This is a genomic window from Lentzea sp. NPDC006480, from assembly GCF_040611995.1.
Classification (GTDB): domain Bacteria; phylum Actinomycetota; class Actinomycetes; order Mycobacteriales; family Pseudonocardiaceae; genus Lentzea.
This window is the reverse complement of record NZ_JBEXPJ010000063.1, coordinates 16261-42509: the sequence shown is the minus strand read 5'-3', so window position 1 is coordinate 42509 and position 26249 is coordinate 16261. Positions and strand designations below refer to the sequence as shown.

24 protein-coding genes and 1 pseudogene are annotated in these 26249 nt (G+C 68.9%); 8 read left to right on the top strand and 17 right to left on the bottom strand.

The window, feature by feature from the left end:
• Nucleotides 1-127: 127 nt before the first annotated feature.
• The 4 genes and pseudogenes from ABZX92_RS24190 to dxr all read right to left on the bottom strand — a co-directional run bounded on the left by ABZX92_RS24190 (nucleotide 128) and on the right by dxr (nucleotide 6894).
• Nucleotides 128-3163, bottom strand: a complete 3036-nt coding sequence (locus ABZX92_RS24190) for a S8 family serine peptidase (RefSeq protein WP_355563432.1) — start codon at nucleotides 3161-3163, stop codon at nucleotides 128-130.
• Between the two features lie 205 nt (nucleotides 3164-3368).
• Nucleotides 3369-4499, bottom strand: a complete 1131-nt coding sequence (gene ispG / locus ABZX92_RS24185) for a flavodoxin-dependent (E)-4-hydroxy-3-methylbut-2-enyl-diphosphate synthase (protein WP_355563441.1) — start codon at nucleotides 4497-4499, stop codon at nucleotides 3369-3371.
• Nucleotides 4500-4544: 45 nt separating this feature from the next.
• Nucleotides 4545-5757 (bottom strand): annotated as a pseudogene (locus ABZX92_RS24180) (site-2 protease family protein).
• A gap of 6 nt (nucleotides 5758-5763) precedes the next feature.
• On the bottom strand, nucleotides 5764-6894 hold the full coding sequence (gene dxr, locus ABZX92_RS24175) for a 1-deoxy-D-xylulose-5-phosphate reductoisomerase (protein ID WP_355563429.1): 1131 nt from the start codon (nucleotides 6892-6894) through the stop codon (nucleotides 5764-5766).
• A gap of 135 nt (nucleotides 6895-7029) precedes the next feature.
• Here dxr and ABZX92_RS24170 point away from each other — a divergent pair, with 135 nt between their 5' ends.
• Nucleotides 7030-7296 carry a GlsB/YeaQ/YmgE family stress response membrane protein gene (locus ABZX92_RS24170; protein ID WP_355563426.1) on the top strand — a complete coding sequence of 89 codons (267 nt, stop codon included), beginning with the start codon at nucleotides 7030-7032 and terminating at the stop codon, nucleotides 7294-7296.
• Between the two features lie 51 nt (nucleotides 7297-7347).
• On the opposite strand, the gene ABZX92_RS24165 is transcribed toward ABZX92_RS24170, so the two are convergent.
• The 3 genes from ABZX92_RS24165 to ABZX92_RS24155 are packed head-to-tail and all read right to left on the bottom strand — an operon-like array spanning nucleotide 7348 to nucleotide 10429.
• Nucleotides 7348-8178 (bottom strand): aminoglycoside phosphotransferase family protein, encoded by an 831-nt coding sequence (locus ABZX92_RS24165; RefSeq protein WP_355563423.1) that lies wholly within the window; start codon nucleotides 8176-8178, stop codon nucleotides 7348-7350.
• Nucleotides 8178-8828 carry a response regulator transcription factor gene (locus tag ABZX92_RS24160; protein ID WP_355563420.1) on the bottom strand — a complete coding sequence of 217 codons (651 nt, stop codon included), beginning with the start codon at nucleotides 8826-8828 and terminating at the stop codon, nucleotides 8178-8180. The genes ABZX92_RS24165 and ABZX92_RS24160 overlap by 1 nt, the downstream gene beginning before the upstream one ends.
• Nucleotides 8825-10429, bottom strand: coding sequence for a histidine kinase (locus ABZX92_RS24155; RefSeq protein ID WP_355563417.1), 1605 nt, complete (start codon nucleotides 10427-10429; stop codon nucleotides 8825-8827). Before ABZX92_RS24155 ends, ABZX92_RS24160 begins: the two co-directional genes overlap by 4 nt.
• Nucleotides 10430-10621: 192 nt before the next feature.
• Here ABZX92_RS24155 and ABZX92_RS24150 point away from each other — a divergent pair, with 192 nt between their 5' ends.
• Nucleotides 10622-11071 (top strand): hypothetical protein, encoded by a 450-nt coding sequence (locus ABZX92_RS24150; protein WP_355563414.1) that lies wholly within the window; start codon nucleotides 10622-10624, stop codon nucleotides 11069-11071.
• 116 nt (nucleotides 11072-11187) lie between these two features.
• On the opposite strand, the gene ABZX92_RS24145 is transcribed toward ABZX92_RS24150, so the two are convergent.
• The 3 genes from ABZX92_RS24145 to ABZX92_RS24135 all read right to left on the bottom strand — a co-directional run bounded on the left by ABZX92_RS24145 (nucleotide 11188) and on the right by ABZX92_RS24135 (nucleotide 13717).
• Nucleotides 11188-11994 carry a winged helix-turn-helix domain-containing protein gene (locus ABZX92_RS24145; protein ID WP_355563411.1) on the bottom strand — a complete coding sequence of 269 codons (807 nt, stop codon included), beginning with the start codon at nucleotides 11992-11994 and terminating at the stop codon, nucleotides 11188-11190.
• Nucleotides 11995-12074: 80 nt separating this feature from the next.
• A complete protein-coding gene (locus ABZX92_RS24140; protein WP_355563408.1) occupies nucleotides 12075-12881 on the bottom strand; it encodes an ABC transporter permease in 807 nt (268 codons plus the stop codon).
• Nucleotides 12878-13717 carry an ABC transporter permease gene (locus tag ABZX92_RS24135; RefSeq protein ID WP_355563405.1) on the bottom strand — a complete coding sequence of 280 codons (840 nt, stop codon included), beginning with the start codon at nucleotides 13715-13717 and terminating at the stop codon, nucleotides 12878-12880. The genes ABZX92_RS24140 and ABZX92_RS24135 overlap by 4 nt, the downstream gene beginning before the upstream one ends.
• A gap of 76 nt (nucleotides 13718-13793) precedes the next feature.
• Here ABZX92_RS24135 and ABZX92_RS24130 point away from each other — a divergent pair, with 76 nt between their 5' ends.
• The gene (locus tag ABZX92_RS24130; protein ID WP_355563402.1) at nucleotides 13794-14300 is read left to right on the top strand and encodes a TetR/AcrR family transcriptional regulator; all 507 of its coding nucleotides are present in this window, start codon (nucleotides 13794-13796) and stop codon (nucleotides 14298-14300) included.
• Entirely contained in the window at nucleotides 14275-15390 is a 1116-nt protein-coding gene (locus ABZX92_RS24125) for a cytochrome P450 (protein ID WP_355563400.1), read from the top strand. Before ABZX92_RS24130 ends, ABZX92_RS24125 begins: the two co-directional genes overlap by 26 nt.
• On the opposite strand, the gene ABZX92_RS24120 is transcribed toward ABZX92_RS24125, so the two are convergent.
• Together ABZX92_RS24120 and ABZX92_RS24115 are read right to left on the bottom strand one after the other, a co-directional pair.
• A complete protein-coding gene (locus ABZX92_RS24120) occupies nucleotides 15377-16507 on the bottom strand; it encodes a spermidine/putrescine ABC transporter substrate-binding protein (RefSeq protein WP_355563397.1) in 1131 nt (376 codons plus the stop codon). The genes ABZX92_RS24125 and ABZX92_RS24120 overlap by 14 nt on opposite strands.
• Entirely contained in the window at nucleotides 16500-17657 is a 1158-nt protein-coding gene (locus ABZX92_RS24115; protein WP_355563394.1) for an ABC transporter ATP-binding protein, read from the bottom strand. Before ABZX92_RS24115 ends, ABZX92_RS24120 begins: the two co-directional genes overlap by 8 nt.
• Nucleotides 17658-17794: 137 nt before the next feature.
• Between ABZX92_RS24115 and ABZX92_RS24110 the strand changes: the two genes are divergently transcribed.
• Entirely contained in the window at nucleotides 17795-18055 is a 261-nt protein-coding gene (locus ABZX92_RS24110; protein ID WP_355563391.1) for a DUF2631 domain-containing protein, read from the top strand.
• Here ABZX92_RS24110 and ABZX92_RS24105 read toward each other — a convergent pair whose 3' ends face one another.
• Nucleotides 18056-18952, bottom strand: coding sequence for an NADP-dependent oxidoreductase (locus ABZX92_RS24105; RefSeq protein ID WP_355563388.1), 897 nt, complete (start codon nucleotides 18950-18952; stop codon nucleotides 18056-18058).
• 131 nt (nucleotides 18953-19083) lie between these two features.
• On the opposite strand from ABZX92_RS24105, the gene ABZX92_RS24100 reads away from it, so the two are divergent.
• On the top strand, nucleotides 19084-19419 hold the full coding sequence (locus ABZX92_RS24100; protein ID WP_355563438.1) for a helix-turn-helix domain-containing protein: 336 nt from the start codon (nucleotides 19084-19086) through the stop codon (nucleotides 19417-19419).
• On the opposite strand, the gene ABZX92_RS24095 is transcribed toward ABZX92_RS24100, so the two are convergent.
• Together ABZX92_RS24095 and ABZX92_RS24090 are read right to left on the bottom strand one after the other, a co-directional pair.
• Nucleotides 19406-20935: a serine/threonine-protein kinase gene (locus ABZX92_RS24095; protein WP_355563385.1), complete on the bottom strand. Its 1530-nt coding sequence runs from the start codon at nucleotides 20933-20935 to the stop codon at nucleotides 19406-19408. The two genes, ABZX92_RS24100 and ABZX92_RS24095, sit on opposite strands and share 14 nt — an antisense overlap.
• On the bottom strand, nucleotides 20920-22509 hold the full coding sequence (locus tag ABZX92_RS24090) for a serine/threonine-protein kinase (protein ID WP_355563382.1): 1590 nt from the start codon (nucleotides 22507-22509) through the stop codon (nucleotides 20920-20922). Before ABZX92_RS24090 ends, ABZX92_RS24095 begins: the two co-directional genes overlap by 16 nt.
• 130 nt (nucleotides 22510-22639) lie before the next feature.
• On the opposite strand from ABZX92_RS24090, the gene ABZX92_RS24085 reads away from it, so the two are divergent.
• Entirely contained in the window at nucleotides 22640-23839 is a 1200-nt protein-coding gene (locus ABZX92_RS24085) for a ricin-type beta-trefoil lectin domain protein (protein WP_355563379.1), read from the top strand.
• A 37-nt stretch (nucleotides 23840-23876) separates the two neighbouring features.
• Here the strand turns inward: ABZX92_RS24085 and ABZX92_RS24080 are convergent, their stop codons facing one another.
• Nucleotides 23877-24518: a hypothetical protein gene (locus ABZX92_RS24080; protein ID WP_355563376.1), complete on the bottom strand. Its 642-nt coding sequence runs from the start codon at nucleotides 24516-24518 to the stop codon at nucleotides 23877-23879.
• Between the two features lie 43 nt (nucleotides 24519-24561).
• A complete protein-coding gene (gene rlmN / locus ABZX92_RS24075) occupies nucleotides 24562-25668 on the bottom strand; it encodes a 23S rRNA (adenine(2503)-C(2))-methyltransferase RlmN (RefSeq protein WP_355563373.1) in 1107 nt (368 codons plus the stop codon).
• 194 nt (nucleotides 25669-25862) lie between these two features.
• On the opposite strand from rlmN, the gene ABZX92_RS24070 reads away from it, so the two are divergent.
• Nucleotides 25863-26249: a PadR family transcriptional regulator gene (locus ABZX92_RS24070; protein WP_355563370.1), complete on the top strand. Its 387-nt coding sequence runs from the start codon at nucleotides 25863-25865 to the stop codon at nucleotides 26247-26249.

The window sequence follows — 26249 nt, the reverse complement described above, 5'->3', positions numbered from 1 at the left end:
TCCGAGGCTGACGATCACCGCGCTCTGGTCGAAGGACCGGGCGGAGGACGGCGAGCTCGTCACGGTCACGATCACCGTCGGGAACCCGTCCGACTCGGTGCGCACCCGCACCGTCACGACCGTTCCGTCAGGTGACCTTGTAAGCCCGGATCACCGATTGCTCGACGGTGTTGCCCCGCGAGTCCGCGGCCTTGGCGCGCAGGGACATGGTGCCCGCGCCCGCCGGGTGGTCGATGAACGCGTTGTCCCCGATCACCAGGGCTCGGCGCCACGTCTTGCCCTCGTCGAGCGAGTAGTCGACGTCGACGTGCCGGATCCTGCCGGCGCCCTCCTGCTGCTGCACCGACAGCGCGATCCGGTGCGTCCTGCCGCCGGGCAGCGAGTCGTTGTCGTCGAGCTTCGGCGTGAACCTGACCACCGAGATCGGCAGGGCGGCGCGGACGTCACCCGCGCCGGCACCGGAGCGGAACGTCCAGGCCGCCGACACCTTGGTGCTGAGATCGGCGTAGCCCGAGCGGTCGACGGTGACCTCGGCGCGGTAGTCGGCGGGTGCGGCGGGCAGGTCGTCGAAATCGGCGATCCGGGCAGGCGACTCGCCGACCAGCACGCCGTCGCGGTGCAGCGTCGTCCTGATGGAGTCGACCGGACCGCCACCCCAGCCGCCGTTCGAGTCGGCCGTCATGGACGTCATGAACGACATGTGACCGCCCGTCCGCGTGGCGTCCGGGACGATCTTGGACAGCGACGGCCCGAAGACCCCGAAGAACTCGCGTTCGGTGTAGGACCGGTCCGGCTGGTAGCGGCGCAGGTTCGAGATCATCACGGTGGTGAAGCCGTTCGGCGGAGGTTGCACCGTCAGGTACGACTCCCACCTGACGTTCCTGGTGGTGACGAACTCGACCGCGGTCCTGTCCGGCGGCACCGGGTAGATCACCGTGCCGGTGCGCAGGCCGCGGTCCGTCGTCGGGTACTCGCCGACCATGGCCCAGGCGTCCTTCGCGAACGGGCCGAACTTGTGCTCGACGCGCGCGAGGTCCTGCTTGCGCGGCGCCCCCGCGAAGCCGGTCGGCACGCGGCCGTCGACCGTCAGCGCCAGGCGGTAGAACGTGGTGTCGTCGGCCGCGGCCACGCTGTGCGTGATGAAGAGCGTCGACAGCTGGTCGGCGGGCAACGGGCCACCGATCTGCGCCGTGCGGAAGTCCCCGAACGCCGGCGACGACAGCGAGGTGCGCTCGACCTCGTAGTTCCCCAGGACCCGCCGGAAGGTCGCCTCGCCGACGGTGTCGGTCGTGGGTTCGGGGGCGGTCATCGAGACCGGCTTCGCCGTCCGCGCGTCGAACGTGACCGAGGTGTCCCCGTTGACCACGAGCTTCGGCTGGACGATGAGATCCGCGCTCTGCGCCACCTCGTCGGAGAACTCGGTCTCCGTCACGTAGGTGCCCTTCGGCACGCGCACCTTCCCCGGCCCGTCCGGGCCGAACAGGAGCAGGTACTTCCCGGTGTCGAGCCCTTCGACGGACGTGACGTAGGTGCCGGGCCCGCCACCGTTGCGTTCGATGTACGACAGCGTCACGTCGTAGCTCTCGACCTCGCGGTCGATGCTCACGAGCGTGCGCACGGACTGCCCGTCGGCGGTCGCGGTGACCTGCCCGCTGAACGCCGCGTCCTTCGTGCCGACCCTGGTGTCGCCGGTGACCGTCACCGACGCCTTGCCCTTGGCGGGCACGGTGATCTTGGTGGCGCTCAACGAGAACAGGCCGGCCGGCGCGTCCGAGTCGATCCGCACGTCGGCTGTCACGGCCTGGTCGGTCGGGTTGACGTAGGTGATGTCCTTCGTCACCGGCTTGTCGTCACCGTGCGGCCACTGCTGCGTGCCGAAGTTGATCGTGATCTGGTCCGCGAACACCTGCGCCTTGATCGCCTTGGTCAGATCGACCCGGCCCAGGCCCTGGTCGAAGATCGTCTGGTTCGGGGCGGGTTTCGCCGTCCCGGCGAGCGCGGCCTTGAGCTGCGCGCCCTTCCACTCCGGGTGCTGCTGCTTGAGCAACGCGACCGCGCCCGCGACGTGCGGGGTGGCCATCGACGTGCCGGAGTAGGCGACGTGCCCGGTCGTGCCCGCCTCGGCCGCGACGATGCCGACGCCGGGTGCCGTGATCTCCGGCTTCATCCCGCCGTCACCGGTACGCGGGCCGCGGCTGGAGAACCAGGCGATCTTGTCGTCGCGGTCGACGGCGCCGACGGTCAGCGCCGCGTCCGCCGAACCGGGGGAACCGATGGTCTCCGGACGGCCGCTGTTGCCCGCCGCGATCACGAACAACGTGCCGTACTGGGCGGACAGCCGGTTGACCGCTTCCTCCAGCGGGTCGATCTCCGGGCCGTCGGTGCCGCCGAGGCTCATGTTCACGACGTCCGCGCCGTTCTCCACGGCCCACCGCATGCCTTCGAGGATCCAGGACTCCTCGCACCCGGTCTCCATGCAGACCTTGCCGTCGAGGATCTGCGCGTCCGGCGCGACACCGCGGTATTTGGCGTCGGTGCTCGCGATGGTGGAGGCGACGTGCGTGCCGTGCCCCTCGTTGTCGGTGTTGTCCGGGTCTTCGGTGAAGTTCCGCTCCGCCAGCTGCCTGCCCTTGAGGTCGGGGTGGTTCTCGTCGACGCCCGTGTCCAGCACGGCGACCTTGACGCCCTTGCCGGTGAAGCCCGCCTGCCACGCGGCGGGGGCGCCGATCTGCGGAACGCTGTGGTCGAGTGTCGGCTTGCGCAGCCCGTTCAGCCAGATCTTGTCCGTCGTGGTGCGCAGGGCCGCCCAGCTCTGGGCCGTTCGCGCCGCGAGCACGCCGTGCCCGCCGATGATCAACGGCAACCGGTCGCGGTAGCCGAACTCCAGCAGTTGCGTGACGTCGAACAGCCTCTGGTCGAGCTTGTCCGCGCGCAGCAACGCGATGGCGTCGTGCGGCAGGACGACCGTGTGCCTGCCGGTGCCCCGGTAGACGGAGAACCGGGCGCTCTTGCGGCCCTCGCCGGGCTGGACGCGCGCGACCCGGCCGTCGGGCGCGAGGGTGACCTGGTCACCGGTGATCAGGGTGACGGTGTTCGCGGTGTCCGGTGTGGGTCCGGCAGCGGGCGCCGCGAGCGCGGGGGCCGCCGCCGACCCCGCGATCACGGCGAATGCCAGTACCGCTGCGGACAACCTGGATCGGCGATGTTTCAACAGGGACCTCCCGGTGAACCGATGCGCACGTTCTTCGCGACGGCCGGAAGGTCTTTACGGTAACGACGATTCTCTCAACGAGAAGATCCGAAATTACGGCAAATGCAGTCAGAACCGGGAATTTTCCCAGTTCTGACTGCATTTGAGGAACTGCGGCTCAGCCGACGGTGACGGCCGGGGACTCGCCCTCGACCGGCTCCATCTCCTCGGCGATGCGCATCGCCTCTTCGATGAGGGTCTCCACGATCGCGTGCTCGGGCACGGTCTTGATGACCTTGCCCTTCACGAAGATCTGGCCCTTGCCGTTGCCGGACGCCACACCCAGGTCGGCCTCGCGGGCCTCGCCGGGACCGTTGACGACGCAGCCCATGACGGCGACGCGCAGCGGCACCTCCATGCCCTCCAGGCCCGCGGTGACCTGCTCGGCGAGCGTGTACACGTCCACCTGGGCGCGGCCGCAGGACGGGCAGGACACGATCTCCAGCTTGCGCGGGCGCAGGTTGAGCGACTGGAGGATCTGGTGGCCGACCTTGATCTCCTCCACCGGCGGGGCGGACAGCGAGACGCGGATCGTGTCGCCGATGCCCTGCCGCAAGAGCGCACCGAAGGCCACGGCGGACTTGATGGTGCCCTGGAAGGCCGGGCCGGCCTCCGTGACGCCCAGGTGCAGCGGGTAGTCGCACTGCTCGGCGAGGAGCTCGTACGCGCGCACCATGACCACCGGGTCGTTGTGCTTGACCGAGATCTTGATGTCGTGGAAGTCGTGCTCCGCGAAGAGCGAGGCCTCCCACATCGCCGACTCGGCCAGGGCCTCCGGAGTGGCCTTGCCGTACTTCTTCAGCAGACGCGGGTCGAGCGAACCGGCGTTCACCCCGATTCGAATCGGGGTGCCGTGGTCCTTCGCGGCGGCCGCGATCTCCTTGACCTGGTCGTCGAACTTCCGGATGTTGCCGGGGTTCACCCGAACCGCGGCACAACCGGCCTCGATGGCGGCGAAGACGTACTTCGGCTGGAAGTGGATGTCCGCGATCACCGGGATCTGCGACTTGCGGGCGATCGCGGGCAGCGCGTCCGCGTCGTCCTGCGAGGGGCAGGCGACCCGGACGATGTCGCAGCCGGACGCGGTGAGTTCCGCGATCTGCTGCAGCGTCGCGTTGACGTCCGACGTCAGGGTCGTCGTCATCGACTGGACGGAGACGGGGAACTCGCTGCCGACACCGACGTTGCCCACCATCAGCTGCCTGGTCTTGCGACGTTCCGACAGCACCGGCGGCGGCAGTGCCGGCATTCCGAGCATCACGCCGTCACTCATGGGTTTTGCACCTTTCGTAAATCACTGCAACCTGATCGGGTTGACGATGTCGGCGGTCACGGTCAGCAGCGTGATGGCGCCGCCGATGAAGATGACCACGTAGGTGAGCGGCAACAGGCGCATGTAGTTGACCGGGGCGCCGGCGGGCTTCCCGCGCAGCTTCCGAATCCAGTCTCGCACCCGTTCGTAGAGGTTGACGGCGATGTGACCACCGTCAAGCGGGAGAAGCGGCAGGAGGTTGAACACACCCACGAAGAAGTTCAGGCCCGCGAGCATCAGGATGAAGAACGCCCAGAGGCCGCGCTCGGCCGCGTCGCCGCCCAGGCGGGAGGCGCCGACCACCGAGATCGGGGTGTCCAGGTCGCGTTCGCCGCCGCCGATGGCCTTGACCACCGCCGGGATGCGCTCCGGGAAGCGCATGAGGCCCTTCCAGGTGTTCACGAACATGTCGCCGGTGAACGAGAGCGCGGCCGGGACCGCGTCGATCGGGCCGTAGGTGAAGGCCTGCTGGACGATCACGCCGATGGCGCCGACCTGCTTGACCTCGACGCCGCCCTTGCCGTCGGAGATCTGCCGGGTGACCCGCGGCACGTCGACGGTGAGGGTGATCTCCTTGTCGTCGCGGAGCACCTTGAACTCGTTCGGGCCGGTGAGGTCGCGGGTGACCTTCTGCATGTCCGACCACGTCGCGATCGGCTTGCCCGCGATCGAGACGATCTGGGTCGCCTGCCTTGAGGCCCGCGTTCTTGGCCGGGGACGGGGCGCCGGCGGGGCACGGCGCGTCGAACGGCACCGTGTAGTCCTGCACGCAGTCGGAGACCTGGGCGAGGACCGGCACGTCCTTGTTGTTCGGCAGGCCCAGCGACATCGCGAGGATCAGCAGGATGATGAAGCCGAGCAGGAAGTGCGTGATCGAGCCCGCGCTCAGGACGATGACGCGCTTCCAGACCTTCTGCTTGTAGAACGCGCGCGGCTGGTCGTCCGGGTGGACCTCTTCCAGAGCGGTCATGCCGGTGATCTCGCAGAAGCCGCCGGCCGGGATCGCCTTCAGGCCGTACTCCGTCTCACCCTTGCGGAACGAGAAGAGCTTCGGGCCGAAGCCGATGAAGTAGCGGGTGACCTTCATGCCGAAGGCCTTGGCGGTCAGCAGGTGCCCGAACTCGTGCAGCGCGATGGACACCGCGATGCCGAACGCGAACAGCAGCACCCCGAGGAAGTTGATGAATGTCGCCACGAGAGTTCAGTTCCTTCCAACCAGCTCGCGGGCACGTGCGCGTGCCCAGTCCTCGGCGGCCAGGACCTCCGCGACGTCCGCGGGGTCGTTGTGCCAGTCATTCGCCTCGCCGAGAACCTGGCCGATGGTGTCCACGATCGACAGGAACGACGTCTTGCCCGCGACGAAACCGGCCAGAGCCTCTTCGTTCGCGGCGTTGTAGATCGCGGGCAGGCATCCGCCCGCGGTTCCCGCCTGCCGCGCCAGCTCGACCGCCGGGAACGTGACGCTGTCCAGCGGTTCGAACGTCCACGAGGTGGCGGTGTCAAAGGTACAGGCGGGCGCGGCACCGGCGACGCGCTCGGGCCATGAGAGACCGAGTGAGATCGGCAGGCGCATGTCCGGCGGCGACGCCTGGGCCAGCGTCGAACCGTCCGTGAAGGTCACCATCGAGTGAATGATGGACTGCGGGTGCACCACGACGTCGACGCGGTCGTAGGGCACGCCGAACAGCAGGTGCGCCTCGATCAGTTCGAGCCCCTTGTTCACCAGGTTCGCCGAGTTGATCGTGACGACCTGGCCCATCGACCACGTCGGGTGCGCCATGGCCTGCTGCACCGTGACGTCATTCAGTTCGGCGCGAGTCTTGCCGCGGAACGGCCCGCCGGACGCCGTCAGCACCAGCTTGTGCACCTCGTGCGCCGTGCCACCGCGCAGGCACTGGGCGAGCGCCGAGTGCTCCGAGTCGACCGGCACGATCTGGTCCGGCTTGGCCGCCTTCAGCACGAGCGGCCCGCCCGCGATGAGCGACTCCTTGTTGGCGAGCGCGAGGGTGGCGCCGGTTTCGAGAGCCTTCAGCGACGGCTCGAGCCCGCGCGAGCCGTCCATGCCGTTGAGCACGACGTCCGCGGGGCAGGCCTCGATCAGGTCGACCATGCTGGTCAACGTCTTGACGCCGGGTACGTCAGCGCCGTTCGCGACGGCGACCGTGCCGACGCCGAACTCGGCTGCCTGCTCTTTCAGCAGGTCGAGCTGACGTCCGCCCGCGCCGAGCCCGACGACCTGGAAGCGGTCGCGGTTGCGCCGGATGACGTCGAGCGCCTGGGTGCCGATGGAGCCGGTCGAGCCCAGGATCAGGACAGTGCGTGGAGTACTCATCGCCCCTCATTGTTCCGGAGAGTGCCTGAGAGCCCGGCACAGCCCGTTACTTTGATAACGGAGTGGTTTTGGAGGCGTGAAGTCGCCAGTTCGGGGGCATTCCTCCCGCGACAAGCGGATGGAAGGAGACTCTCCGTGGGCATCCTCGGATGGATCGTGCTCGGTCTGCTGGCCGGCGCCATCGCCAAGGCGATCATGCCTGGCCGTGACCCCGGCGGAATCATCATCACGATGCTGATCGGCATCGTCGGGGCGATCCTCGGCGGATTCATCGGATCCGCGCTCTTCGGGACCGACCTCGGCACGTTCTTCGATCTCCGTACGTGGCTGCTGGCCATCGTCGGGTCGTTGATCCTGCTCGGCATCTACCGCCTGGTAACGGGTAGGCGAAGCCGCGTGTAGCCGTACGAGACGTTTGAGGCCGTTCGGGTGACCCCCGGACGGCCTCTCGTCCTATTCGCTCTCCTCAAGCCAGGCGACGACGGAGCTGACGAACCCGGCTCCGTGCGCCAAGGGCCTGCCGGCGAGCACCGCGTGCAGGTGCTCTGCCCCGACCGAGTTGTGCCAGGCCAGCGCACGCCGGTAGGTCTCGTCATCGGTGGCACCGCGCAGGACGTCCCAGCCGTGCCAGCTCGCGACCAGTGCCGCGTCGATCGCGGGGTCGGACAGGGTCGCCAGGTCCCAGTCGAGGACGCCGGCCAGCTTGCCGTCCTCGCCGAAGTGGACGTTCGGGCCGCCGAGGTCGCCGTGGACGAGCCTCGGCGGGACGTCCTCGAACGCCAGCAGCGCATCTACCCCGCGCCGGACCCGGTCACGCCACTTCGCGGGCAGGTGCGGCACGACGTCGTTCAGGATCTCGGCCCATCCCACGCCGTCGGCGTACCGGCGCGGCACGTGCAGCACGGCCGCGAGCTCCGGCGTGATCTCGGCCTCGCGCAGTGCCTCGAAGAGCGGGCCGAACGCCGCCGGATCCCCGATGCCCTCCGGCAGTCCGTCGCCGTCGATCCACGAGATCGCGACGGCCGTGCGTTCGCCGAACGTCGTCACCGGGGTGAGCACTTCCGGCACGGCGAACGGCAGCCCTGCCGCCGCGACGGCGCGGAGCTTCTCGACCCGGCGCGGCATCTCGGCGGCGCCGCTGGGCCGCTTGCTGACGCGGACGGCGGCGACACCGGGCAGCAGCACGACGTGGTGCATGTTCCCCTTCTCGGCGAGGCGTGCGGTGCCGAGACGAGCGCCGGGGACGAGTGCCTCGGCGATTTCCAGCAGATCGGCGGGAACCATCAGCTCGCGAGCCCCGCGTCCCGCGCCAGCAGCGCGGCCTGCACCCGGTTCGTCAGCCCCAGCTTCGCGAGCAGCCGCGACACGTACGTCTTCACGGTCGCCTCGGACATGTGCAGCTTCGCCCCGACGTCCGCGTTCGACATCCCCTGCCCGAGCAGCGCCAGCACCTCGACCTCGCGCTCGGTCAGCCCGGCGACGGCCTTCTGCGCCTCCTGCCGCTTCGGCTGCCCGGACGTGGCCACCATGCCGACCACGCGCGAGGTGACCATCGGCGACAGGTACGCCTCGCCGTTGTGCACCGCGCGGACGGCTCGCAGCAGTTCCTCGGGCGCCGAGTCCTTCAGCAGGAAGCCCGCGGCGCCGTCGGACAGGGCGCGGACGATGTTCTCGTCCTCGCCGAACGTCGTCAGCATCACGACCCGCACGGAAGGTGCGACGGTCCGCAGCTCGCGCGCGCACGCCAGGCCGTCCATCCGCGGCATGCGGATGTCGAGCACCGCCACGTCGACGCGGCGCTCGCGGACGATCTGCACCGCCTCGCGGCCGTCGCCCGCCTCCGCCACCAGCTCGATGTCGTCGGCGGTGCCGAGGATGGCCTTGATGCCGGCGCGCATCAGCGGCTCGTCGTCGGCGATGAGCACCCGGATCATGAACCAGTCCTCTGCACGTGGATCTTCTTCTCCACCAGCTTGCCGTCTCGGAAGCAGAAACGCACCACTCGGGTGCCTTTGGCGAGATACGACTGCTCGTCCGTGACGTGGTAGACGCACCGTGCGCCCGGCGGTTCGGGCGAGGCCTGCGACTGGCGCTCGCCGTTGCCGATCAGGGGTTCGTCGCCGGACGGCAGCAGCGCCATCACCTCTGCCTCCGACTGGCCCTCGTGGATCTTGTCGAGGTCCTCCTGCTTCACCACCTTGGTCACCGGTTGCGCGCCGAGGTAGGTGAAGCCGCCGATGATGACGGCCAGCACGATCGAGGCGCCCGCGATCGAGCCGACGCCCGCCCACTTGCGGATCGACCGCGGCGACTCCGTCTCGTCGTGCTCGTCCTCCGGCTCGTCCGGGAGCGCGGTCTCCTCGTACGGCAGCACGGCGGCGATGCGGAAGCCACCCGACGGCAGCGCACCCACGTGCAGGATGCCGCCCGCCACGCGCACTCGTTCGGTGAGCCCGATCAACCCGACGCCTGGTTCACGGACCGATGAGTCGTTGCGCGACGGGTTGTTGCGCACCTCCACCACGAGCGCGTCCGGCTCGTACTTCACCGTCACCTGCACCGCCGCCCCCGGCGCGTGCTTGGCGGCGTTGGTCAAGCCCTCTTGTGCCACGCGATACGCCGCGTGCGACACGCGTGACGGCAACGGATGCGCCTGCCCACCACGCACCAACGACACCAGGACGCCGGCCTTGCGCGCGTCGCCCACCAACGAGTCGATGGACTCCACGGTGCGTGTGGCGGGGTCGTCGTCAGGGCCGTCCTCTGCCCGCAGCACGCCGATGATCGCCCGGAGTTCTTCCATCCCGGTCAACGCCGCCGAGCGCAGCACGCCGATCGCCTCGCGCTGCTTGTCCCCCAGCGACGGGTCGAGTGCCAGCGCGCCCGCGTGCACGGAGATCAACGACAGCCGGTGGCCGAGGCTGTCGTGCATGTCCTGGGCGATGCGGCTGCGCTCCCGCAGGCGCACCTGCCGGGAGAGCATCCGGTGCTCGATCGCCATCCGCGCCTCGCGGTCCCGCATCGCCTGCACCAGCGCCTCGCGTTGCGCCAGGTAGCGCCCCACGAGGAACGGCAGCGCCACGCCCACGCCGAAGATCGTGATCAGGATGAGCATGCCGTAGACGGGCTCGATGTCGACGGGCCGCGCGTCCCAGTCCCACACCAGGATCACGACGACGAACGTGATCGCGGTCGACACCACCGCCTTGACCCACGACTCGATCCGACGGCCGGCCGTGTAGCTCAGCACGACCATCAACGCGGGCCCGAGGAACGGAATCGCCGCGCCGCCGATCATGACCGCCGCCGGGAACACGTGCCGCAGCGGCAACAGCACCAGGTAGCAGGCGATGTACCCGGCGAGCAGCCAGCCGGTCGCCTTGTGCTCGCCCCACGGTCCTGGCCACAGGTCCAGCAGTACCGCGGCGAGGATCACGATCGCGTCGCCGAGGACCCGCACCGGGGTCAGCGCCTTGAGCCGGGCCAGGGTGTCGGCGCGCAACGCCTCGGCCCTGGTCCGCACAGCAGTAATCACGCCCTCAAGCTACGAGACGTCCCATGTCCGCGCGGCACGCTGGAGTATCGAATTCGCGCGACGAAAGTTGACGCGCCGCGTGGAAGCCCTTCGACCAGGTTCGAAGGACGCTCCCGGCAGACGCCGGCCTCGGCATGCTCCGCGTCCCGCACATCACTTCTCACAGGGGGAAAGATGAGAAAAGCATTGTGTGTGCTGTTGGTCGTTGTCGGGGCCTTGGCCGGCCTGGTGGGCAACGCCACCGCCGACACCAGCTCCACGGCCGCGGCCCGGCCCGGCGCAACGGGCTTGGCGCAGACGTCCGGCTCCGGCGTCGGGGCGCAGGCTCTGAGCTGCACCGTCAGCAACCTCTGCGTCTGGCCGGTCACCGATGGCAGCCGCAACCGCTGCAGTTGGCTGAACAGGGACAACGACTGGTGGAACACGCCCGTCGTGTGCAGCTGGGCGTCCAGCCAGACGGTGAAAGCCATCTACAACAGGGGCACCAGCACGAGTTTCAGCGGTGTCTGCCTGTACGCCAACGCGAACTACACCCACTGGCTGTACTACGTACCCCAAGGCCAGCAGTTCGTGCCCGGACCCCAGTACATCGTCCGGTCCCACCGCTGGGTGAGTTCCGGTAACGAGTGCTTCAACTCCTAGCCGACGTCGTGGAGGGTCATCCCGCCGGGTCGAGTGAGTGCGCTCAACGCGGCGGGGTGGCCCTCGGCCACCTCCACCTCTCGGGAATGAACGAGTGCTTCGCCTGACCGCCGCGCTCACCGTCCCGCGGTGAGCACCCGCAGTCCCAGCGGTGTGATGACGTGCCGGGCGAAGTTCTCCTCGCGCTCGGTCGCGATGAGCCCGGCCTCGCGCAGCACTCCGGTGTGATGGCTCACCGTCGCGGGCGCGACACCCACCTGCTTCGCCAGCCTGCTGGTCGTGCACCCGCCGACCACCGACCGCAGGATCGCCGCCCTGGTGGCCCCGAGCAGCGCGGTCACGTGGTCACCTGCCCGCCCGGCTCTCAGCCGGGACTCGGGCCGGATCGGGCACACCAGCGCCCGCGGATCCCCCAGCACCACCTGGTGGCGCACGGCGAAGTAGCACGGCACCAGCACGAGTCCCCGTCCGCCGAGGTGCAGGTCGACGTCGTGCGGGTGGTCGACGGACAGCACCGGCGGTTCCCAGCGGGTCGCGGGCCCGAGCACGCCCAGCAGCCCTTCCGCGCCGTGGTGCAGGTGCTGCTGGATCCCCGCGGCCACCTCGGTGCACAGCCCGTGCTCGATCGCGGGTAGATGTGGCTCGATCACGGACCTGTAGTAGACGAGCAACGCCTGGCGCGGCGGCCCGAGCGCGAGGTCCTGCGGCGTCATCGTCACCACGGTGTGCAACGCCATCCGCAGGTCCTGGTCGCGGGCGGCGAGCTCGCGGACGTGCCGCCGCCACGGACCGAACGACAGGTCGTCTTCTCGTTGTTGCAGGATCTGCGCGCTGCTGAGGATCTCCCACAGCAGGTCGGTCTCGAGCTTCAACCGGGTGTGCGCGAGGTCCCGATCGGTGAAGTGGACACGCAACTGCGGCACGTCGCCCCCAAAGAGCTGCCGGTGTCACCACCGGAGAAGTCTTCCGCACCCGCGCGGAGATACAGCCCTGTCGGGAAGAGTTAGACCAGCCGCGCGGCCGATCCCGCCTTCCGGGCCCGCCACGACGCGATCACCACACCGGTGATCAGCAGCACCGCCGTCGCCGCCACCATCAACGTCGACAGCGCCACGATCTCCGGCGAGATCCCGCGCTTCGAGGCCTGCGCGTAGACGAACACCGGCAGCGTCGTCGACCCGACACCCGTCAGGTACGAGGAGATCACGACGTCGTCGAACGACAGCAGGAACGCGAACGCCGCTCCCGCGACCACCGCGGGCGCCACCAACGGCAGCGTGACCGTCCGGAAAGCCACGAAGGGCGACGCACCGAGATCCGCCGCGGCCTCCTCCATCCGAACGTCCATTCCGGACACTCGCGACCGCACGACGACGACCACGAAGCTCAACGAGAACGCCACGTGCGCGAACAGCAGCGCGCCGAACCCGAGTGGAATCCCGGCCAGCTTCACGAAGAACCCCAGCATCGCCACGCCCATGACGACCTCGGGCACCACCAGCGGCAGCGACAGCAGCACCGTCCACAGCGCGCGGCCGGGGAACGCCCGCCGCAGCCCGAACGCCGCCAGCGTCCCGATCACGGTCGAGATCACCGCGGACACCAGCGCCAGCTGCAGGGTCAGCTGCAACGACTCCAGCACGCGCACGTCGTCGAACAGTTCGGCGTACCACCGCGTCGACAGCCCGCTGATCTTGCTGAGCGACCGCGAGGAGTTGAACGACGCGAGCCCCAGCCACCCGATCGGCGCGTAGAGGAACAGGAACACGAAGGTCACGACGAGCCCGAGCGCCCACGGACGACGGTTCACAGCACCTCCTCCCCTCGCCGCCCGCGCAGCAGCAGCACGAGCACCACCAATACGAGTAGCAGCACGGCCATCGCCGAACCCAGTGGCCAGTTGTTGCCGCCGCGGAACTGGTCGTCGATCACCGACCCGAACGTCGACTGGTCGACACCGCCGAGCAGCTTCGGCGTCACGAAGTCACCCGCCGCGGGCACCAGCACCAGCAGCGAGCCGGCCAGCACGCCCGTGAACACGCCAGGCAGCACCACCCGGAAGAACGTGGACATCCGCCCGTGGCCGAGGTCGAACGACGCCTCGACGAGCCGGAAGTCGAACCGCTCGCACGCCACGTAGAGCGGCAGCACCATGAACGGCAGGAAGCCGTACGTGAGCCCCAGGACCACCGCGCCGTGCGTGAGCAGAAAGCCACCGTCGCGCCCCAGCCCGACCCAACCGAGCACGGTGTTGACCAGGCCCTCGCCGTCCAGCAGCGCCTTCCACGCGTAGATCCGCGCGAGATAGCTCGACCAGAACGGGATCAGCACCGCCGCGAGCAGCACCGTGCGATACCGGCCGCCGTAGCGCGCGATGAACCACGCCAGCGGGAAACCCAGCAGCAGACAGGCGGCCGTCGTCGCCACCGCGTAGACCAGGGTCCGGCCGAAGATCGGCAGGAACGCCGGGTCGAGCGCCCTCAGGTAGGCCTGAGTCGTCCACGGCAGCACCGCACGGGCGACACCCGTGTCCCGCGTGGCGAAGCTGAACTCGACGACGACCACGAGCGGCGCGATCAGGAAAATCCCCAGCCACAGCCCGGTGGGCGTGAGCAGGGCGTTGGCCTTCAGCCAGCGTCGCAACACAGACGCAGATCATGCCATGCGAACATTCGTGTACCGTTGTGAACATAGTGTTCACCTGCTCGAAGTCGCCACATCGGTGCTGCTCAGAGACCCGACGGCGTCGCTGGGCGACGTCGCGAAGGCGGCCGGTGTCGGCAGGACCACACTCCACAAGCGTTTTCCCACCCGATCGGCGCTGATCAGGGCGCTCGCGAACGACGCGCTGGACCTCGCCGAGTCCGTGCTGTCCCAAGTGGACTTCCACGCGGACGACGCCGTCGAGGACCTCGTCACGCGGCTGCTCGCACTCGGCCCGCGGGTGGAGTTCCTGATGCGCTTTCCCGGAATGGAACAGGACGTGGCACTGCACGCCCGAATCCTCACACTGGACCAGAGAGTGCTCGACCTGATCACCCGGCTGCAGGGCTCCCGCCTGCGCCGCGACCTGCCCGCGTGGTGGATCCTGCGCACCCTTTACGGCGGGCTATTCAACTCCTGGGAGGCGATCGCCGCCGGTCAGCTGGCGCCGCTCGACGCTCCCCGGTTCGTGCTGTCCACGTTGTTCGAGGGGGTAAGCGATGTTCGAACAGTTGACCGGCCATGAGGACCCACACCCGATCTACGAGCAGGTGCGCGCGCTGGGGCCGCTGGTGGAGGCGGGCGGCCAGTGGGTCACGACGAGCCACAAGTTGTCGAACAAGATCCTGCGCGACCGGCGTTTCGGCATGCGGTACACCGACGGCACCTATCCGGGTTTCGCCGGGCTGCTGCCGCAGTCGTTCCTGGAGCTGGACCCACCGGACCACACCAGGCTGCGCCGGCTCGCCATGCCCGCGTTCAGCCCGAAGAAGATCGACGAGTACCGGACCCGCGTCGAGAAGGTCGCGGAGTCGCTGCTCGACGACGCCGACGAGTTCGACCTGATCAGGGACTTCGCCGCACCACTGCCGATCGCGGTGATCAGCGACCTGCTCGGCGTCCCCGACGCGGACACCGCCGAGTTCGCCGGCTACGGCGCGCTCGTCGCCGCGTCGTTCGACAGCGGTGTCACGCCGGAGATGGCGCACGCCAACGACCAGGTGCTCGCGCTGTTCGAGCGGCTCATCACCGAACGCCGCGCCCGGCCCGGCGACGACGTGATCAGCTCGCTGGTGGCGGCCGAGGCCGAGCGGAAGCTCACCGCGCAGGAGCTGATGGGCACGCTGGTGCTGCTGCTCGTCGCCGGGTTCGAGACCACGGTGAACCTGATCGGCAACGGCGCCAAAGCCCTTCTCGACCACCCGGCGCAGTGGACGCTGTTCAAGGCCAATCCCCAGCTCGCGCCCGACGTCGTCGAGGAGACCCTGCGCTGGGCGCCGCCGGTGCAGCTGACCGGCCGCATCGCGCAGGAGCCGGTCGGCGAGATCGGCACCGACCAGATGGTCAACATCATCATCGGGGCGGCGAACCGCGACCCGGAGGTCTACCCCGAGCCACACCGGTTCGACGTCATGCGCGTGCAGAAACCGGAGCACCTGGCGTTCTCCAGCGGCATCCACTACTGCCTGGGCGCGACGCTGGCGCGCATGGAGGGCGAGGTGGCGTTCCGCACGCTGGCCCGCCGGGCGCCGGAGCTGCGCCAGAACGGGCCGGTGACGTTCCGCGGTTCCGTGACGATCCGGGGCCTGGCGAGCTTTCCAGTCAGCCGGTCTTGACCTTCGTCCAGGCGTCGGCGTACCGGGCTTCGGCCTCGCCGCCGAGGTCCTTGGTGAACGGCAGCTTCTTCAGCTGTTCCTCCGGCGGGTAGACCACCGGGTCGTTGAGCAAATCCTTGTCGATCAACGGTTTCGCGGCCGCGTTGGGGCTGCCGTAGCGCACCGCGTTGGACAGCGCCGCACCCGTGTCCGCACCGAGGACGTAGTCGATGAACCGGTGCGCGTTCCCGGCGTGCGGCGCGTCCTTCGGGATGACGAGGAGGTCCACATAGGACAACCCGCCTTCTTTCGGGATGGCGTAACCGATGTCGTCGTTGGCCGCCTTCGCCTGGAACGCGTCACCGGAGTACGCCTGCGCCAGCCGCACCTGGCCCGAGGTCAGCGGTTCGATCACGTCGGAGGTGATCTGCCCGAGCTTCTTCTTCAACGACAGCAGGAAGTTCGCCGCCTCGTCGATCTGCTTCGCGTCCGTGGTGTTCGGGTCGTGGCCGAGCTTGAGCAAGCCGAGCGCCAGGCCGTCGCGGGCCTCGTCGAGGATCGAGCTGCGACTCTCGGCGTTCGGCAGGTCGTAGGCGTCGAAACCGGTGACGTCGCCGCCGATCTGCGACTTCGAGTAGGCCAGACCCGTGGTGCCCCAGGCCCACGGCACCGAGTACTTGTTGCCGGGGTCGTAGTCCGCCTCGACGAAGCGCGGTTCCAGGTTCGCGAGATTCGGGATCGCGTCGTGATCGAGCGGCTGCAGCAGACCTGATCTGAGAAACCGGCGCAGGAAGTTGTCCGACGGCACCACCAGGTCGTAGCCGGCCTGACCGGACGCGATCTTGGCTTCCATCTCGTCGTTGGTGGAGAAGTTGTCGTACGTGACTTCGATGCCCGTGACGGTCCGGAAGCCCGGCAACGTCTCCGGCGCGATGTAGTCGGTCCAGTTGTAGAAGTTGAGCTTCGGCTCGTCCTGCAGGTTCACCGCCTTGGCGGCGTTCACCCCACCGCTGCTGGTCGGCGCCGGACCGACAGCGCACGCGGCGAGCGCGAAGTACGCCATCGAGCCCAGCATCGCGCGCCGGGTCACCCGCGGGCTGTCGGTGTCCCACAGCCGGGCGATCCGGAGCTCAGCCATCGGATTTGTCCAGCAGCACGGTGAACTCGGGATCCCAGGCCATCCGCACCGGCTGACCTGGCGCACCAGCGTCGTCGATGCGCTGGGCGTTCTGCACGAACGCGACCAGCTCGCCGCCGGGCGTGTCCACCACGAACTGCGTGGAGACGCCCGTGTAGACGACGTCCTGGACCACGCCCCGCAGCACGCACCAGCCCGTCGGCGGCTCGGCGGTCTCGTTGAAGAGATGCACCTTCTCCGGACGCACGGTCGCGGCGACCTTGGCACCGTGGCTGACTTCGCCGGTGAACCTGGCGCGCAGGTTCGTGGCGCCGGGAGCTGTCAGCGCGGCGAACTCACCGTCCACACCGGACACCTCGGCGTCGAGGATGTTGGACGTGCCGATGAAACCCGCGACGAACCGGGTGGCCGGCCGCTCGTAGACGTCCTCCGGGTAGCCGACCTGCTCGACCTTGCCCGCGTTCATCACGGCGATGCGGTGCGACAGGACCAGCGCCTCTTCCTGGTCGTGGGTGACGTAGAGGAACGTCGTGCCCACCTCGCGCTGGATGCGCATGAGCTCGATCTGCAGCTCCTTGCGCAGCTTGGCGTCCAACGCGCCGAGCGGCTCGTCGAGCAGCAGCAGTCGTGGACCAGCGGCGAGCGCACGGGCGATGGCGACGCGCTGCTGCTGCCCGCCGGACAGCTGCGTGGGCCTGCGCTTGGCGAACTGGGAGAGCCGCACCAGTTCGAGGTGCTCGCCGACGCGCTTGCGCAGCTCCTCGCCGCGGATCTTCTTGCGCTTGAGCCCGTACGCCACGTTGTCCCACACCGACATGTGCGGGAACAGCGCGTAGGACTGGAAGACGGTGTTGACGTCCCGCCGGTACGGAGGGACGCCCACCATGTCGTTGCCGTCGAGCTCGATGCGACCCTCGTCGGGGTCGACGAAGCCCGCGATCATGCGCAGGACCGTGGTCTTGCCGCAGCCGGACGGGCCGAGAACCGAGAAGAACTCGCCTTCGTGGACGTTCAGTGAGATGCCGTCCACCGCCACCTGGTCGGAGAAGCGTTTGCGCACCCCGTGCAGACCGATCTCGACGGGAGCGAACGTGTCCGGGGTGGAGGCCTCAGCGGGAGAGAAGCCGGTCAAGTCGAGGCGCCTTCGCAAGATCGGACGGGTGGGCCGCGCTGAGCGTAACGGCGCTCAACCTCGCTCGTCAGCCGAGCGCGCGCGACCTCACACATCCGCGCTCATCAACATGTGCGACGATGACCGCGTAATCCGGATGAGCAGTGGAGGAAACCGTGGCTTCGTCCTCGGAACTGGAGAAGCGTCCTGCGGTCGACCCGCACGAGGAGCCGTCGCACGAGTGGGGCTGGCACGGCTCGCTCCCCGGCGCGGTTCGCTGGGGTGGCATCCTCTCCGCGGTCTTCCTGTTCCTGATGCTGGTGTTCCGCAACCACCACGGCAACACCGAGAACATCTACCTGATCATCACGATCGTCGTCATCGTCGGCGGCCTGGTGTGGGACGCGGCCCGCAAGCGCACGTCCTGGCGCCGGTAGTCAGACTTCCAGCACGATCTTGCCCTGGGTGCGGCCCGTCTCGCCCAGGGCATGTGCTTTTCCGGCGTCCTGCAGCGGGAACGTCGCGTCGACGTGAACCTTGAGCGCGCCTCGGTCGACCAGCGCGGCGATCGCTTCCAGTCCCGCGCGGTCCGGTTCGACCAGGATCGGGCTGATCCTGATGTCCTCGCGGCTCACGCTGTCCACTCCGGACGGGACGCCGACGAACAGCCCACCGCTGCGCACCGCTTCCGGTGACGCGCCGCCGACCAGGTCGACGAAGACGTCGATGTCGTTGCCCGCGTAGTCGCCCAGCGTGTAGTCGATCACTTCGTCAGCGCCGAGGTCCTTCAGGAACGTGTGCTTGGGCTCGCGCGCGGTACCGATGACGTACGCGCCGAGGTCCTTCGCGATCTGGACCGCGAGGTGGCCGACGCCGCCCGCCGCAGCTGTGATCAGCACCTTCTGCCCCGGCTGCACGTCGGCGGTGTCCTTGAGGATCTGCCACGCGGTGAGCGCGGCCAGCGGGAGTGCGCCCGCCTCGACGTGCGTGAGGCTCTGCGGCTTCTTGGCGAAGTGCCTGCTCGGCGCGGTGACGTACTCGGCGTAGGCGCCCGCGGCGTGCGGGAAGCGCGGCATGCCGTAGACCTCGTCGCCGGGCTTGAGCGTCGTCACACCGAAGCCGACCTCCTCGACGACACCCGAGACGTCCCAGCCGTTGATGAACGGGAACGTCTGCATCCCGGCCATCCCGCCACCCGCCCGGGTCTTCCAGTCGACCGGGTTCACGCCTGCCGCGTGCACCCTGACCAGCACCTCCGTCGGCAGTGGCGCGGGCTTGGGGACGTCGCTGAGGGTGAGAGGGCCGTTCAGCTCGTTCTGGATGATCGCTCGCATGTGCACTAGCTTGCGAGACCAGGTCTCTGCTGGCAATTAGGCACTATCTTGTGCACTAGGTACCTGGTAGAAACTATGGCGTGATCAGGGACGTTTACCTCAAGCTGTGCCCGTGCCGCGACCTGCTGGACATGGTCGCGTCGAAGTGGACGGCGCTGGCCATCGGAGCTCTGGAGGACGGGCCCAAGCGGTTCGGCGAGCTCAAGCGCCGGTTGGACGGCGTGAGCCAGAAGATGCTCACGCAGACGTTGCGCACGTTGGAGCGCGATGGGCTCGTCACGCGGACGGTCTACCCCTCGGTGCCGTTGCGCGTCGAGTACGAGCTGACGACGCTCGGTCGCAGCGTCACCGAGCCGCTGGCCGCGTTGCGGTTGTGGGCGCAGCAGAACTACGAGTCCGTCGCCGAGGCGCGGGAGACGTTCGACAGCGCCGAGCCGGTCGGGCTCGAACCCGCTACGGCCCGCTGAGGACCCAGCCGAGCTGACCGTCGAGGTGCTCGTTCTCGCAGCTGCTGTCGAGTGCGTCGAAGTGCCTGGTGCCGTTGTCCCTGGTGCAGCGGTAGAGCGGGATGACGTGCCCTTCCGCGGGCGGGTTGACGAAGATGTAGCCGAGCGAGCCGAGCTTGCGCTGCTTGTCGCAGTCGAAGGCGACCGACGTCATGTAGTCGCCGGCGGTGCCGACCTGGCAGGCGTAGAGCTCGCGGGTGCCCGGTTCCTGGTCGGCCGCGACCCAGCCCGCGGGCCCGTCCAGCGCGTTGAACTGCGCGGGCTTGCCGGCGAAGCCTTCGGAGGTCGTGAAGTACCACTTGCCGTCGTTCCAGCGGGTGAGCGCCCGCGTCTTGCGCTTCGGCTTGGGCGCGGGGTTCGGCTGGGCCTGCGCCTGGGTGGACTTGGGCGTGCTCGACGCCTGCGCCTGGCTCGACGTCTGGCTGCTGCTCGGCGCCGCGGAACTGCTGCTGGGCGCACTGCTCGGCGTCTCGCTGGGCGGGGCCGTGGTGGTCGTAGCGGCGATGTTCTGCTGGGCGGCGGCGTTGCCCGGTTCGCTGCCCGGCCGCACGACCAGGAACGTGACCAGTGCGATCGCCGCGACTGCCGCGACCGCGCCGCTGACGATCAGGCCCGTGCGGCGCTTCTTCGGTTCGCCGAAGTCGTCGCGGGTCGGCTGCTGCGGCGTCACGTAGGTGGTGACGGGCTCGATGACGACGGTGCGTTCGGACGGGGAGCCGAGCTGGGCCCTGGTCTGGGCCGCGGTGAGGCGCTGAGCGGGATCCTGGTGCAGCAGCCCCATGATCACGGTCGCGAGTGGACCGCGTGCCCTTCGGAGGACCGGTTCGTCGTACATGATCGCGTGCATCGTGGCCGCGGTCGTGTCGCGCTGGAACGGTGAGTGGCCCTCGATCGCGTGGAACATGGTGGCGCCCAAGGCCCACAGGTCGCTGGCGGGCGACGGCGGCTGACCCGCGAACAGCTCCGGCGCCATGTAGCCGGGCGAGCCCATGATGCCGCCGGTGGCCGTCAGCCCGGGGTCGTCCACGGCCCGCGCGATGCCGAAGTCGGCCAGCTTCACCGTGCCGTCCGGCGCGACCATGATGTTGCTGGGCTTGACGTCCCGGTGCACGATGCCGGCCGAGTGGGCCGCTTCGAGCGCGCTGAGGGTCTGCAGGCCGATGCTCGCGACCTCGTCCTCGGTGAACGTCTTACGCGCCATGAGGTCCGTGAGCGTCGGCGCCTCGACCAGTTCCATCACGATGTACGTGACGCCGTTCTCGGTGATCACGTCGTGGATGGCGACGACGTTCGGGCTGTTCAGGCGGCCGGCGGTGCGGGCCTCGCTGAGCACGCGCTCGACCTCGGTCGTGCGGAGCTCCTTCAGCGCGACCCTGCGGCCGATGACCTGGTCCTCGGCGAGCCAGACCACGCCCATGCCACCCCGGCCGAGCTCGCGGATCTGGGCGTAGCGGCCCGCGATCACGCGACGACCCACCCGAACTGGAACTCCTTCGTGTAGCCCTCGCAGTTGTCCGTCACGGAGTCGAAGTGGTGGCCGCCCATGTTGCAGCGCCACAGCGGCAGCACGTTCACGTCCGCGGGCTTCGCGTCCTTCTTGAAGACGTAGCCGAGCGGGGTGGCGTTGGAGATCTGCTGCTTCTCGCAGTCGGACGCGGCCGAGGTCATGCGGTCCTCGGAGTTGTTGACCTGGCAGGCGTACAACGCCACGGTGTTCGGCTCGGACTTCGCGAGCAGCTTGCCGAGGCCGCCGGTGTTCTCCACGCTGAAGCCCGCCGGCACCGGCACGCGCGCGGTGCCGCTGTAGTGCCAGCCACCGCCGTTGCGGTAACGGGAGAACGCGAGCGTCTCCCTCGGTGGCTTCGGCGGCGCCGTGGTCGGCTGCGGCTGGTTCGGCGGCGGCTGACCCTGGGTCGGCTTCGGGCCCTGGCTGGACGACGGCGCCGCACTGCTGCTGCTCGGGGGCGCGCTGCTGCTGGACGGCGCACTGGAGGCGGTGCTGCTGGTCTGGCTCGTCGGCTGCTCGCTGGAGCCGGGGCCCTGCTGCGCCGAGGCTGAGCCCGGCGTGGTCGGCTTGAGCAGGAAGACGGCGGCGAGCGCGATCACCACAACAGCCGCCGTGGCACCGGCGAAGATGCCGATCTTCTTGCGGGACTTGGGTTTGTCGTCTTCCCAGTCATCGCGCGTCGGCTGGGGCGCGACGAAGGCGGTGACGGGTTCGATGACGACGGTCTGCTCGGACTGCGTGGGCGGCTTGACCGTTCTGGTGCGGTCGCTCAGCCGTTCCCGCAGCTGGGGCGCGGTGAGGCGCTGGGCGTCGTCCTGGGTGAGCAGCGACATGATCGTGGCGGCGAGCGGGCCCTGGGTGCGGTGCAGCACCGGCTCCTCGTACATGATCGCGTGCATCGTGGCCGCGGTCGTGTCGCGCTGGAACGGTGCGCGGCCCTCGACGGCGTGGAACATGGTGGCGCCCAACGCCCACAGGTCGCTCGCGGGCGAGGGAGCCTTGCCGGCGAACAACTCCGGCGCCATGTACCCGGGCGAACCCATGATGCCGCCGGTGGCCGTCAGCCCGGGGTCGTCCATGGCCCGTGCGATGCCGAAGTCGGCGAGCTTCACGCGTCCGTCCGGCAGCACCATGATGTTGCTGGGCTTGACGTCCCGGTGGATGATGCCCGCCGCGTGGGCCGCCTCGAGCGCGCTGAGGGTCTGCAGCCCGATGTCCGCGACCTCGTCCTCGGTGAGGCTCTTGCGGGTCATGACCTCGGAGAGCGTCGGGGCCTCGACGAGCTCCATGACCAGGTACGTGACGCCGTCCTCGACGATGACGTCGTAGATGCCGACGACGTTCGGGCTGTTCAGGCGCCCTGCCGTGCGGGCTTCGCGCAGCACGCGCTCGGTCTCGGTGGTCCGCAGTTCCTTGAGCGCGACCTGCCGGCCGATGACCCGGTCCTCCGCGAGCCAGACGACCCCCATGCCGCCCCGGCCGAGCTCTCTGATCGTCGCGTATCTGCCCGCGACCAGCCTCGCTGGTTCCCCCACGCGCGGCATGGTATCCGCACGCCCGCGCCGACCGGTTTCCTGTCCGGTTCTGTCCGCTGACAGCGCGTGTCCGATTCGCTACCGTCTTCATTGGTCTAGACCGCTTCCCTGTTCTTCACCTCTCGAAGGCGGTCCTGTGATGCCTTTAGCTGCCCTGCTCAGCGCATTGGCGCTGCTCACCCCCGTGGTCGACGACCTGCCGGCCGAGTTCCGCGAGCCGTCGGCGCCCGCGGTGTCGATCCAGTCCGTGGTCTGCGACGGTGACGGCGTGAGCGGTAAGCGCGTACAGACTGTTTATGTGCGCGGCGACCAGTCCGCGGACCGGTATTCCCAGTTCGTGGGCCAGTTCCAGACGTTCGCCGACCAGATCGACAACACGTTCGTCGAGGCGTCCTCACGTCTGGGCGGCGGCGTTCGACATGTGCGCTTCGTGACGAACTCGGCCTGCCGTGCGTCCGTGGACAACGTTGTCGTGCCGCAGTCCGCGATGTCCTCGCCGTCTCTCATCGCCGACCAGCTCGCCCTGCGCGGCTACAACCGAACCGATCGCAAGTACCTGTTCTGGCACGACTCCGACGGCTGCGGCGTGGCGTGGGGCGCACCGGGCGACGACCGCCCAGGTGCCGACAACGGCTACAACTCCGGACCTTCTTACGCCGCAGTGGGTACGGGCTGCTGGACGTGGCAGGCCAGCGGGCACGAGCTGCTGCACACGCTGGGCGCCGTGCAACGTTCCGCCCCGCACTCCACGGCCTACGGTCACTGCTGGGACGACCAGGACATCATGTGTTACGACGACGGCGGCATCCCGTCGCCGCCCGGTGGCCTGGTGAACGTCTGTCCCGGCGCGCCGGAGAACCAGATCGACTGCAACGGCGACGACTACTTCCACACCAACCCGGCGGCGGGTTCTTACCTGGCAACACATTGGAACGTGGCCCGCAGCCAGTTCCTGGTGTCCTCCTCCGGTGGTGGCTCGATCGTGGGCATCGGCGGGAAGTGCGTTGACGTCAACGGTTCCGGCACCGCTGACGGCACCGCTGTCCAGCTGTGGGGTTGCAACGGCAGCGGCGCCCAGCAGTGGTCGCGCTCCGGGGACACGTTGCAGGCCTTGGGGAAGTGTCTTGACGTGGCCGGCTCCGGCACCGCGAACGGAACCGTTGTGCAACTGTGGTCCTGCAACGGCAGCGGCGCCCAGGTGTGGTCTCGCGTGGGCACCACGTTGCGCAACCCCCAGTCCGGCAAGTGCCTCGACGCCTCCGGGGGCTCCTCGGCCGACGGCACCCGCCTGATCATCTGGACCTGCTCGGGCGGCGCCAACCAGAACTGGCAGCTCTAGCCGCCCCGGCCCCCACTCATGCCAGAGTGGGGGCCACTCAGGCATGAACCCGATGCTCGTCGCAATACACGACGTGCAGCCATTTCCAGTGCTGCCGATCCTCAGTGATCTCCGCACAACAGTGCGTACCTGGGCTCTCGTGCATGTGCCGCGGACAATCCTCGACGAGGCGTTTCAGCTGCTGTCCCCCGACGTCGAACGCGAACCTGCTCCCCACCACGAACACGGTGTCGGCCACGATCTCCCCGCGCAGCAGATCCCTGTTGTCCTTGCGATGCAGCCGCTCGTAGTCAGGCTCCTTCGGAAACCCTTGGCACACAACGGTGTGCGGCCGCCCGTTCCTGAGCTTGGCCCGCACCTGCTTCCACTGGGACAGCCGAAACCCGAGACTGTGGTGCACCAGCACCAGATCCAGCAGCGGCCCATCACTCCAGCGGCACTCGGCATCGCTCTGCTTGAGCGGCAAGTACACCAACGTCCGCGGCGACCGCATCGCGAACTCCCAGGCCATGGCGATCTCCCGCGCGGACGCCTTGTCCACACTCGCCTCCACGCCCAGGTACCCCTCGTACAACGGCGCGTGCTTGAGCGGCCGGCCGGGCTGCACCACCCGGTACTCGTCCCGCCCCAGCCTGACCGTGCTGACGAGCGTGCGCCAGCGTTCCCCTTCGAGCTTCATCGCGGGAAACGGTAGAGGTGGTGGCCGCTCTCAGCGACCGATTTCAGCCCTCAGCGGCGAGCTGACCGCAGGCCGCCGCGATCTCCTGGCCACGAGTGTCCCGCACCGTGCACTCGACACCCTGCTCACGAACCCGCCGCACGAACTCCCGCTCCACCGGCTTCGGCGACGCGTCCCACTTGCTGCCCGGCGTCGGGTTCAGCGGAATCAGGTTCACGTGCACCAGCTGCCCGAGGTGCTTGCGCAGCTTCTTGCCGAGCAGGTCCGCGCGCCAGCCCTGGTCGTTGATGTCGCGGATCAGCGCGTACTCGATCGAGACCCGCCGCCCGGTCTGGTCCGCGTAGCCGCGGGCCGCTTCCAGCACCTCGGAAACGTCCCAGCGCGTGTTCACCGGCACCAGCGTGTTGCGCAGCTCGTCGTCCGGCGTGTGCAGCGACACCGCGAGCCGGACCTGGAGCTTCTCCTCGGTCAGCTTCTTGATCGCCGGCACCAGGCCGACCGTCGACACGGTGACCGTGCGCTGCGAGATGCCCAGCCCGTCGGGCGCCGGAGCGGTGATGCGGTGGACGGCCTCGATCACGCGCTTGTAGTTCGCGAGCGGCTCGCCCATGCCCATGAAGACGATGTTGGAGAGCCTTCCCGGCCCGCCAGGAATCTCCCCGTCGCGCATGGCCGCGGCGCCCAGGCGGACCTGGTCCACGATCTCGGCGGTCGACAGGTTGCGCTGCAGGCCGCCCTGGCCGGTCGCGCAGAACGGGCACGCCATGCCGCAGCCGGCCTGCGACGAGATGCACAGCGTCGCGCGGTCCGGGTAGCGCATCAGCACCGACTCGATGAGCGTGCCGTCGTGGGCGCGCAGCAGCGTCTTCGCCGTGGTGCCCTCGTCGGTTGTGACCTTGCGCACGACCGTGAACAACGGCGGCATCAGGTCGGCGACCAGCTTCTCGCGCGTGGCGGCCGGGATGTCGGTCATCTCGGCCGGGTCGACCGTCAGGCGGCTGAAGTAGTGGTTCGACAGCTGCTTGGCGCGGAACGGCTTTTCACCAAGAGCCGCAACGGCTTCGGCGCGTTCGGACGGCGACAGGTCGACGAGGTGGCGCGGCGGCAGGCCGCGCTTGGGCGCGTCGAAGACAAGGGGAAGCGAGGTCATAGCACATCTAGTGTCCCACGAACTTCGGCAGCACAAGACCGTTGCATCGCGATAGGTTCCGATATATCGTTAGCGACATGATGATGAGACCACACCACAGAGAGCACCACCACAGGCATCGCCACGGTCCCTTCGGGGGCGGTGGCAGGGGCGGCCGCCAGAGGCGCGGCAACGTCCGGGCGGCGGTTCTGTCCTTGCTGGCAGAACGACCGATGCACGGCTACGAGATCATCCAGGAGATCGCCAGGCGCACCGGCGGCGTGTGGAGCCCGAGCCCCGGCTCGGTCTACCCGACGCTGCAGATGCTGGCCGACGAAGGCCTCATCTCCTCAGCGGAAGAAGGAGGCAAGAAGCTGTTCACGGTCACCGAACACGGCAGAACGGAGCACACGGCCCCGCCCTGGCGCGACATCGACATCCAGCTCGACCCGGTCGACGGCGAACTGCGCTCCGCGGTCCGGCTGCTCGGCAGCGCGATGGAGCAGATCTCCCACGCCGGCACGCCCGAGCAGAAGGCACGCGCCGTCGAGCTCTACAACGACCTGCGGCGCAAGCTCTACGCCATCCTCGCCGAGGAGTGA